We start from the raw sequence: 10764 nt of genomic DNA, 5'->3' as shown, positions 1-10764 counted from the left end.
CCCCTTAAATTCTTGGAGAGCAAATTCACATAACCCCATCCAAATTTATTGCGCCACTAAAAAAGGCCGTTTCATGCCAAAAGTGGCGAGAACGACCCATTTGTAAGCGATGTTTTCAAAGAATGAAAATTAGAATCCAACTACATTTAAAACTGCTGCAATAGCCCAAATAGCTGCCATAATCAAGTTTAATACTTTACTAAATTTCTTATCACTTAAGTAAGCAAGAGTAATACTGTATAAACAACAGATTGCCTCCAATACAACGATTACCATTAATGTGTTAAATGTACTAAACATAAAAACCCTTCCCTTCTAAATATTTCTATAATCTTGCACATTTTGTGTCATAGCCATTTTTCTTTGTCTTTCTAAATTTAAATCTAAGTGAGACGCATCCTGAATCACCTTTACCATTTCTTGGTAGTCATTCGCATCAAAGACAAAGTTTGGCAATACATATTTGCGATTATGGATCGTTTGATTAAATCCAAGAATCAACAGATTATGTAAGAATGCTTCTTTAGTGGCATCCACGATCTCATTTTCATAGTTGACATCTAAGAAGTAGTCACACGTATTAAATAAATCTAAGATTTCACTTGCCTTGCATCCTGGATACAAACGTACATTATCATATTTTTCAAAAGACATCAACTTTTGTGACATTTCCGTTAATGCACAAACATGGAATTTCATGTTAGGCAAAGCAACAACCAATTCGTTCAACTTCTCAATACGATCTGAGTTTGTACAAATCAAGACATTATTCGAATGTCCATTCTCTTTTTCAAAGTTATATACATAGCCTAGAGGTTTGACAATGTTACTATTTGCACCTAAAGAAATTAATTTCTCATACGCCTCTTTTTTCTGAACAAAAATCTTAGAAGTTCGTCTAGAATGACCATCCAAAATCACCTGCATATTTCCAGGAATATCTTCACGATAACCCTCTTGCCAGAATAAGACATCACTATGTTCTCGATCTTCTAAGCTTTCCGATACAAAGAATGGATTGGATAAGGAGTTGTAAAATAATCTTGTTGGATATACATCCAATTCGGTAAATAAATGTTTCGCAAATTCGACTTTATTCTTAAAGATATATACCTTATCCTCTTGATTTAAAATAATGTCATGCGTCACAAAATTCTCAACTACTTTTTCATTTCCTGAAACATCATAATAACTACGAGAAACAAGCTGACCTTTTTTATTAAAAATCGTTCTTGCATACAAGAAACCATATTTATTATAATGATCACTCACTCGAGCTACATGTGTATCATCATACCAATCTACAATCTTGACAAGCCTTTTATGTAAAGGAGAAGTGAAGAAAATCTTACCTCTTTCATGATTTAAATCAAAGACTTGACCACCCGTATTACTCGCCTTGATTTCCCAATAATCCGGAACATCAATCTGGTTAAAATACCGAGGCTTTCCACCCTCTTTTTTACCACAATAATACGTATAAATACTCATGACATCCTCTGGTAAATATCCATCATCACTAAACGTAATAATAGGACCACTAAATCCAGAAGAACGCATACTTTGATACAACATTTGACTATCTTCATCAAAATTCTCTAATAATACAACTGGAGTTTCTAACATACAGCTTCCCTCCATTTTTCCTGTACATTTGAAGTTAAGAAATCACCTGCAACCTCATACGATACAGAATGACAATGTTCTAGGTCTTGTTTAAATAAATCCACAATACCCTTTCTCAACGCTTCAACACGATCCTTATCCTCTTCAGGTAAAGGCATTAAATATCCATTTTCACCATCACGAATAAATGTAGGATTTCCATAACGAACATCAAAACCAATGATTGGTAATCCTCCACCAACAGCTTCCATTAAAGTAAGTCCAAATCCTTCACTTGTACTTCCCGCAATATAAGCCTCATAATTCTGATACACTTCACTCAAATCATGTTGACCCATTAAGCGAATATAACCTGATGCATTATTCTCTCGAATAATATTTTCAAGTTTTTCTCTTTCACCACCAACACCATAAATATCCAATGATAATTCTGGCACCTCACTACGAGCTTGAATTACAGCCTTACAAATCCAATCCACATGTTTTTCACTTGCCAAACGACTTGCCGTAATCAATGAGAAAGGTTTTCTTCCTTCTTTGGGATACTTCAATTCCGGTAAAGAGCCTACTGGAATTGTATAAACACAAGGTCTCATTCCATAATATTTCTCAAATTGTTGAATCATCAAATCACTTTGAGCTTGTGTTGAACAAATATAGAAATCAATATGTTTATGCATATTAAATTCATATTCATAATAATTATTCCATAAGATATAATCCTCATTTGTCTCTTTTTCACTAAAGTGATCCGCATGTACAACAGTACCCACTCTAGCTGGCTTACAATTCATTAAAATCGATTGACCAATATCTGTAGACCGATCAATTAATACTACATCATCTTTAGTCAAATGTAATTGAGAAACCATATATCCTACAAATTCTTCTTTAGAACATAATATTTTATCTTTAAATTTATACATGACTTTATCATCATCAATCATTTCTTCATACGCAACACTACCATCCACATTAAAGAAACGACGATGATATAAATGTGCTGCATTATCTAATGGCGCATAATATTCTGAATACACACGTCCATACGTAAAGTAATCCTTACGAATTAAACATCCTCCAGATACCATTTCTACACGATGCACATAATCATCATGATCATTAACCATATAGGCCGTATAGAAATTGTTACTTCCATTAAACACATAACGACAAATCTTGCCTTCGCGTTTTTTTGTATATTCCGTATTACTAAATGTCTTTTCTAAATCACTTAAAGTATAAGTAACAGGCGCCGTCTTAAAATCTGTAAAGAACGTATATAACCAAATGACTTCCGAATCTTCAAAACCAATGTTCTTCGTCATATGCTCGATATTTTCTTGTGGAAACATATCTGTAAACACGAATTTCGCATCAACACCAATATTTCTAAACATTCTAGCACGATAAATCTGAGCATATTCAACACCACTACTTGCCCAGCCAATGCCTAAGTTAAAATTATAAATCATAACCCTAAAAACTCCTTTCCTTAAGGATACAATATTATCATCTCGTTGTCTTTACCAAATGAAACTTCTCCCAATAAAATATTACGAATCATCGCTTTTTTAATCGATTTTTCCATATCTTCAAATGAAATTCTTGCTTCTCTTTGATATTCAAACAATAAGTTACGCTGCGCACTTGAACGACCCGAAATGGCAGCCTGTAATTGTTGAAGATAGTCAACCTCTTCTACCCAACCATCATCTAACGCTCTTAACGTACAAAGACGACAATATTCAGAGAATCGATCACCTATTGACTTCTTTTTATTATTGAAAGCCATCTTTGAATATTGAATCAAATAATCCTTTTGATTCTTTGTACTCTCATCCATTTTCTGTAAACGATACGATAGATTATCTAAAACATATCTATGAACTGCATAAGAATCTAATTTCTTATTTGACTTCACAAAATCCTTGATGTTGTCTTCACAAATGGAAAGAAGATAATTCTCATCCAAACTTTTTCCATCCAACAAATCATTACGAGTTTTATACATAATCGTCCTTTGACGTTGCATAACACTATCATAATCTACCGCGTTTTTTCTTTGGAAAACGGATGACTCCGATTTGATTTTCTGTGATTTATTAATTAATTTTTTAATTCGACGCTTAGAAATATGTTTATCCTTCTCAATATATTTTTCTAAGAAATCATCCCCTAATATTTCACAAACATCATCCTCTAATGATGTATAGAAAATAGACACACCAGGCTCTCCCTGTCTTCCAGCACGACCTCTAGCTTGTCTTTCATCACGCGTATTATTCATACGACCAATTCCTAGTACGCATAAGCCACCAAGTTCTTTAACCCCAGAACCCAAGCGAATATCGGTACCACGACCAGCCATACTTGTAGCTACAGTCACTACATTTTTCTGACCAGCTTCTTTAATGATTTCGGCTTCCCAGAACGCATTATTCGCATTCAATACACTATGCTCAATATTTTCCTGTACTAATAATTTAGACAACATTTCCGTATCCGAAATTAATGAAGCAATCAATAATACAGGTTGTCCGGTATTATGTCTTTTAACAGTTTCTTTGATCACCGCATCAAATTGTTCTTCACTCGTTTTAAAATACTTGTCTGGTAAATCCTTTCGAGCCATTGGTTTATTCGGCGGAATAACCACAACTTGTTTATGATAAACTTCTAGAAGTTCATCTTTTCCATCCGCAATCGTACCACTCATACCCGACATTTTAGGGAATAAATTAAATAAGTTTTGGTATGTGATGGAAGCCACCGAACGCTGTTCCTGACTTAATTTTAAACGTTCCTTTTCCTCGATTGCCTGATGAGAACCACCACGAAGCTTCATACCATTCATTTTACGACCCGTACTCTTATCAAGTAATACAATCTCACCAGAGTCCGTTACTACATAATCCACATCTTTATCCATTAAATAGTGTGCTCTTAATGCCAATACGACATGTCTTAAAACATCAAAGTTTTCTTTACTATATAAACTGTCTATACGGAAATAACGCTGCGCATATTCAATTCCCTTATCGGTTAGCCAAACCTTGTTGTCTTCTACAATATAATGTTCATCCTCTACTAGAGTTGTGACAAAAAAATCGGTAATACCATACAAATTAGATTGAACACGAGGAGAACCAGAAATAACTAAAGGCATACTTGCACTATCTAATAAAACAGAATCTGCCTCATCAATAATGACGTAATACAATTCACGCATAAAACGATCTTCTTTGGAATGTACTAAGTTATTTAATAAATAATCAAATCCCAATGAACCATGTGTTGTATATACAATATCCGCCGCATAGATTTCTTTCTTTTGATCATTATTTAAATGCTCATTTGTATCACGCGTAACACCAGCCTTAACACTTAAACCCAAAAACTCATAAACCTGTCCCATTTCCTCAGCATCACGAATCGCAAGGTATTCATTGGCCGTAACTAAAATACTACTTTTACCAGTCAATCCATTTAAATATAAAGGCATAGTGGCCGTTAAGGTTTTTCCTTCACCCGTATTCATTTCACATAGATAGCACAAATGAAGTGCTATTCCACCCAAAATCTGTACATCATAAGGAAACATACCTAATACACGATAATCTGCCTCGCAGCATACCGCAAACGCTTCTGGTAGAATATCTTCGGTTGTTTCACCGGCTGATAATCTTCTTTTAAATTCATTTGTCTTATTTTTTAATTCATAATCACTTAAGTTCTTTACTTTCTTACACTCTTCTTTTACCTTACCCAAAAGAAGGTGTAATTTTTTATCAATTTTATTCATCTTACCCTTCCTTTTCTGTAATCACAAAAGAATGAAAATGCATCTTCGTACCACCCGCATTAATTAGCTGTACACGATAGCTATATGTCTTTAATGGACACTTAAAATCCATTTCCGGTTCACGAACAATTAATGTACCCGCTTCATTTTCATAGCGGTCATAAAACACCATGCGTATTAAATATGATTCAAAATCACTCATATTCACTTGAATATGATAAGAACTCTCTCCATCAATAATTGGAAGTGATGGTTCTGTTCTCATCATCTGATAGTTGACTTTAGAATACCATTCTTTAATAACAGTTCCAGGAGGCATCAATTCATTTTCAAATTCAATATCTTCACGAGAATGAAACCAGATTTTAGATCCATAAAGATAAGTTCCAAAAGTATCTTCATTCCATACTACTTTCCAAGCCTTATTCTTCATCCAAATCACCTCGTTTAAAATCTGATTTCAAAATACCATCATATTGATTTTTAAACCACGCAACAATACTATATGTATCATCATTATGACGCCCATGAATTCCTTTACCAATAATCTCTACACCCACATCATCAATATGGGAAATCAAGCGATTATAAGCCGTCATATCATAATCATCTTCTAACATATAAGAAACAATAAATTTAGTTTGAGACCAATCCGTTTGATCAAATAAATCCCAGAAATGATGATTTAGTGAATCTATAGATTTCTGACTCATATCCCCACAATTTTTTACTAAAACATCTAAAGAAGTTGGAAAGCCACCTGGACGACTAATTCTTTCATTGACTGCGATATCGCCTAAACTTGCCAAAGGCTTACCAATTATAATTGCGTGTGGCTGTAACTTACAACCATTATATAAAGCTCCAAAAGTCCCCATGGATAATCCAGATAATATCAATTGTGACCTATCAAAACCTAATTGATTTAAACAATCTTGAATACCAGTAGTAATGAATTTCTCATATTCATCATCGCCTAAATAGAATGCTCCACCTTCCAGTCTTGATTCTGCAACTAATAAGAATGGTGCTCCCATTTTACGCATCATATTAAATCCTTCAAAGCCTTCTTGTGTCTTATAACCACTAAAATATACATTTAATGGTGGCTTCATATCTCCTGGATCAAAGTACATAAAAACTTCTTCTCGCTTAGAAGAAACCATACGTACACCACCCGGCAAGAATTCACCATAAGATTTACGTGAATGACGATCATGTAAACCAACTATTTTCAATTTACCTTTTCCCTTTGCGAGTAAAGAAACAAAGACAGGACCATCCATATTATTATTGGTAACATAGACAGTTGAACTTAAATCTTCTTCAGTAAAAATCCAACGATTCTGTAAACTAGATAAGGATCCAGACTGGAATTGTTCAATCTTCAATTGAATCGAAACCGAATCATCCTTTTCATACTCTAACCAAAAATTAATTGTCTGACCTTGGAAAACAGGAATATTACCTCTCCAATAGGCAACCTGGTAGTAATCATCTCCATAATCACCTTCTAATTCAACTCCATTGAATCCATTCCAAAATACACTACCCTTAAAGTTTTGTGAGATTGATAATGAATGAGGATCATATTTCTCTCCATATGTATAGGAATAAAATAATTGAATGTCTTTATCAATAAATTCCTGCAGAGTTCGAATGTCTAAAACCCTAGCTCTTCTAGACGTACAAATCCATGTTGTCCATTGATCAACCTGCACATCATCCAATAAAAATAATGTATAGGCACGTATTTTCTTAAGTAGAATACGCGCTTCTTTTTCATTTACACAACGATTTAAAACACATACATCATAACTACGTTCGGTTGCCTCATTTAAATCATTTATACAATTCCACTCAACATAATCAGGAATATGAAGCTTTAAACTTAAATCTTCATTTCCCACTTGTAAAACACTAATCTTGTTCAACTTGCTTCATAACTCCCTTCCATTTACGAATTAAACTAGCCGTATTATATTCTTTACCTAATTCATAAGAATAAATCACACACTTATTCCAATTGGTAATATTATCTAAATAATAGGTTAAACAATGAGATATCTCAGATATATCCTTCACCACAAATCCATTCTTTCCATTATGAACATATTGCGTAACATGAGAAACAATTTGTGGAATCGCACTACTAATACATGAAATCTGTAAGTATAAATCTGGCTGTGTTGTCACATCGACCATAATACGCTGTTCACGAATACATTTAGAAATACTTAATTCATCTACACATTGATCCACAAAAAACTTAATAGGAACCTTTTCATCTTCATCCAAATCAAATTCCGCTTTATCATTCGTCTCTTTTCGAGCCAATCTTTCATCCAAACCATTCACTTTTAATACTTCTCGATTAAAATCCAAAACGGAATCCACACGATCCCAGTTCGCATTTCTAGTAAAGAAATGCACTCGTGCTGTTTCATTTGTTTCAAAATACTTGGCGAATAAAACAATCAACGCTTCAAATTTAGATTGTTCAATTGAATCAATCGGAACTAAGATATTTTGAACCGTCAATTGTTGACTAATCCCAAAATCGGCACGCGTATCAAAAGGCGTAATATCTACAATTGGTAAAGTTTTTCCGGCATACTTTTCTAAAGGACGAATTTTATGTTTCGAATCGACAATACAATAGTTTGTACTTCGAATCAAAGATTTCAATTCTGCATCTTCAAATAATTCCATACGATTTTGATAGAAAGATAGAATCGTTTTTCTTTGCGTAAATAAACTTTCTAATAAATCATGATGCAGTGTATGCATAGCCAAACAGAAGATATCCGACTTTTCTGTCATTTCATCTAAATAAGTAGAAAATACTTCTTCAATTAAAGATTCCATTGAATCATAATTCAAAGAATCAAACGCAAACCTTTTATTTCCAATTAAATAATATGGATTTTCAGAATTGATCTCTATATGATCATCTTCAAAAAAATGGAGTAACTTCCAATTTCCTTTTTCATCCAAATATTGTTCATAAATCGGTTGATTATTTTCATAAACAATCGTTGTAGATAAAAAGCCACGATCATCATAAACATTTTTACGAACCATGATTTCAGATTGAAATAAGAATACTTCAATCATATTTCCATCTTCCCCAAAATGTACCTCGGCATATTTTTCATGATGTACATATGCCACAATACAAAATGGTGTATACACAAATTCCGTGTGGTCTGGCCACATTAAATCTCTATAAGATAGAATATCTACTTTAGTACGTTTAATTTCTTGAATTGCATCAAAACAAGACCAATAAGGCGCATGAAATACGCTTTGACGGTGCAAAAAGTGTCTAAAGTTAGGACAATAGCTCAAGTTTAAAATCTTATAATCCATAATATTATTACGATTAAACATTTGAACTTGTTTAACACTATCATCAAACTCGGTTACAGTTCTTCTTCTATACCAATATTGTTCATTTTCTTTATATTCATTTCCATGATACCAGGAAGGTACAAAATACATCATAATGACTACCTCCTAAATGAATGGCTTATATGAATCAAAATCACGATAAGCACGAATCTCTAAATAAACACTACACAACAATCCCGAAAGCATCATAAATGTCGTTGGAAGCATGGACACGGATGCATCTACAATTCCTTTATACTGTAAATACATACATAAACTTAAACAACCACACATAATTAGCCCACTTAAGCAGCTAAAGAATAAGACCCATTTACGAATATAACGACGCGTTGCCTTACCTGCAGGAACATTCACAATACTATCTCCACTCTGTAACAAGTCTTCTGATAAATCTTTTGGATTTACAAATAATAAACTTAATAACACAGTAAACACAAACAACATCACAATATAAACGCGCATACCAAATACGGTCGATATATTTAAATTCGTATATAAGTAATTAATGATTTCTGATTTATGATAATGATGAATCAATGCCACAATCAATTGTGGAATCATAAAGATAGCTGAACCAAACATTAAAGCCATGAATCCAACTGGATTGTATTTAATGGCCAAATAATTCTTTTTGGCATGCACATTATGAACAGACACTCTCTGTAAAGGAATTTTCTTTTCATGAAGTTCCATAAAAATCATAATGATGACCATCACAAAAGAAATCAAAAGAGGAATCATCAACGAATCAACGGATGATTTCATTAGTATCGCAATTAAAGATTCTGTCATATTCACAATAATAATTGGGGCAAAACCACCAACTCCATACTTCTTATTATTGATCAATAAATATTGAGCAATACTTGCACCAGCCATTAATTCAAATATCACAACCAAAATACTCATCAAATCTTTTTCAACATATTTTAATGACAACGCATAAAAAATAGATTGCGCAAGAGCAACCACAAAACATACACCCGTAATCCAATAATTCATAGCCTTAGGTGAAGTACGAGCTCTAGCCTCTTTTGATCGCATTGCGAATAAGATACTAATTAATAAACTTGCCGTAATATATGGTGAAATGCCTAAACTCATCACATAACACTTTTGACCAGCACCACTCACGGCCATTGTCAAAATAGCACCTAAATCAAGCCCTGCATTATTATATTCACTCATATCTATCCCATTTAATGGAATACGGTGACATAAAAAATAAACTAGAATCACAACAATTGAAAAAAGACATCTGTTTCTAACCAAATGTGTCTTTTCCTTCATAAACATCACTCCCAAATAAAAATAACAGTAACTAAAAATTAGCTACTGTTATTTTATCATTATTTTATTTATTTATCTTCTTTTTCTTTAGAAGCATCATTTCTTTCTTTTGAGGCATCGTTTCTTGCCTTTTTAGAAGCATGTGCATTTACTAAAGAAACCAATGCACCAACAATTGGTACCCAAGACCACCATACACGGTGAGTTACATCCAATGTTGATTTAGGCATTTTTTCCTTTTCGATTGTTTCAGTTTGTTCCTCAGGATTTGCCTTTGGAGTTTCATCCTCGACAACCTCTTCTTCAGTTACACGAGGAGCTACCTGTAAAGGAGCACGTGTATCCACAACTACTCGACGATATGTAGTATCTCCACCAGCAGTCGTAGTAGTTACACTAGTTGCGAAACTGTCTGATACAGAAGCTGATTCAGAACTACTTAAAGAGTTAGATTCACTTGAACTTAAACTATTAGACAATGATTCAGAAACAGCAGTAGAAGTTGATACAGAATCACTCATACTTCCAGAAATAGATTCAGATTCTGAAACAGATTCACTTGCACTTACAGATCCAGATGCAGATGCTGATTCACTAGCTGAAGTTGAAGCAGAAGCACTTGCACTAGC

9 protein-coding genes are annotated in these 10764 nt (G+C 33.5%); all 9 read right to left on the bottom strand.

The features are described from left to right. Positions 1 to 129: 129 nt before the first annotated feature. Positions 130 to 300, bottom strand: coding sequence for a hypothetical protein (locus tag NE544_RS11005; protein ID WP_256269364.1), 171 nt, complete (start codon positions 298 to 300; stop codon positions 130 to 132). Between the two features lie 15 nt (positions 301 to 315). Beyond that, positions 316 to 1626 carry an accessory Sec system glycosylation chaperone GtfB gene (gene gtfB, locus NE544_RS11000; RefSeq protein WP_256269363.1) on the bottom strand — a complete coding sequence of 437 codons (1311 nt, stop codon included), beginning with the start codon at positions 1624 to 1626 and terminating at the stop codon, positions 316 to 318. Continuing rightward, on the bottom strand, positions 1620 to 3101 hold the full coding sequence (gene gtfA, locus NE544_RS10995; RefSeq protein WP_256269362.1) for an accessory Sec system glycosyltransferase GtfA: 1482 nt from the start codon (positions 3099 to 3101) through the stop codon (positions 1620 to 1622). The genes gtfB and gtfA overlap by 7 nt, the downstream gene beginning before the upstream one ends. Positions 3102 to 3121: 20 nt before the next feature. Continuing rightward, entirely contained in the window at positions 3122 to 5431 is a 2310-nt protein-coding gene (secA2, locus tag NE544_RS10990; RefSeq protein ID WP_256269361.1) for an accessory Sec system translocase SecA2, read from the bottom strand. Position 5432: 1 nt separating this feature from the next. Next, entirely contained in the window at positions 5433 to 5864 is a 432-nt protein-coding gene (gene asp3 / locus NE544_RS10985; protein ID WP_256269360.1) for an accessory Sec system protein Asp3, read from the bottom strand. Next, positions 5854 to 7365: an accessory Sec system protein Asp2 gene (asp2, locus tag NE544_RS10980; RefSeq protein ID WP_256269359.1), complete on the bottom strand. Its 1512-nt coding sequence runs from the start codon at positions 7363 to 7365 to the stop codon at positions 5854 to 5856. The genes asp3 and asp2 overlap by 11 nt, the downstream gene beginning before the upstream one ends. After that, the gene (gene asp1, locus NE544_RS10975; protein ID WP_256269358.1) at positions 7352 to 8938 is read right to left on the bottom strand and encodes an accessory Sec system protein Asp1; all 1587 of its coding nucleotides are present in this window, start codon (positions 8936 to 8938) and stop codon (positions 7352 to 7354) included. The genes asp2 and asp1 overlap by 14 nt, the downstream gene beginning before the upstream one ends. A gap of 12 nt (positions 8939 to 8950) precedes the next feature. Continuing rightward, positions 8951 to 10135 carry a hypothetical protein gene (locus NE544_RS10970; protein WP_256269357.1) on the bottom strand — a complete coding sequence of 395 codons (1185 nt, stop codon included), beginning with the start codon at positions 10133 to 10135 and terminating at the stop codon, positions 8951 to 8953. A gap of 68 nt (positions 10136 to 10203) precedes the next feature. Continuing rightward, on the bottom strand, positions 10204 to 10764 hold a 561-nt coding region (locus NE544_RS10965; protein WP_256269356.1), incomplete at its 5' end, for a hypothetical protein.

The sequence above is a fragment of the Holdemanella sp. MSK.7.32 genome, from assembly GCF_024460475.1.
In the GTDB taxonomy this organism is placed as follows: domain Bacteria; phylum Bacillota_I; class Bacilli_A; order Erysipelotrichales; family Erysipelotrichaceae; genus Holdemanella.
The sequence above is the reverse complement of the archived record's forward strand: the minus strand, read 5'-3'. Positions and strand labels throughout refer to the sequence as shown.

Bases quoted from the DNA above. Each gene is read 5' to 3' on its own strand.
- NE544_RS10970 (WP_256269357.1), bottom strand. From the start codon at position 10,135: ATGAAGGAAAAGACACATTTGGTTAGAAACAGATGTCTTTTTTCAATT.
- asp1 (WP_256269358.1), bottom strand. From the start codon at position 8,938: ATGATGTATTTTGTACCTTCCTGGTATCATGGAAATGAATATAAAGAA.
- asp3 (WP_256269360.1), bottom strand. From the start codon at position 5,864: ATGAAGAATAAGGCTTGGAAAGTAGTATGGAATGAAGATACTTTTGGA.
- gtfA (WP_256269362.1), bottom strand. From the start codon at position 3,101: ATGATTTATAATTTTAACTTAGGCATTGGCTGGGCAAGTAGTGGTGTT.
- NE544_RS11005 (WP_256269364.1), bottom strand. From the start codon at position 300: ATGTTTAGTACATTTAACACATTAATGGTAATCGTTGTATTGGAGGCA.
- secA2 (WP_256269361.1), bottom strand. From the start codon at position 5,431: ATGAATAAAATTGATAAAAAATTACACCTTCTTTTGGGTAAGGTAAAA.
- gtfB (WP_256269363.1), bottom strand. From the start codon at position 1,626: ATGTTAGAAACTCCAGTTGTATTATTAGAGAATTTTGATGAAGATAGT.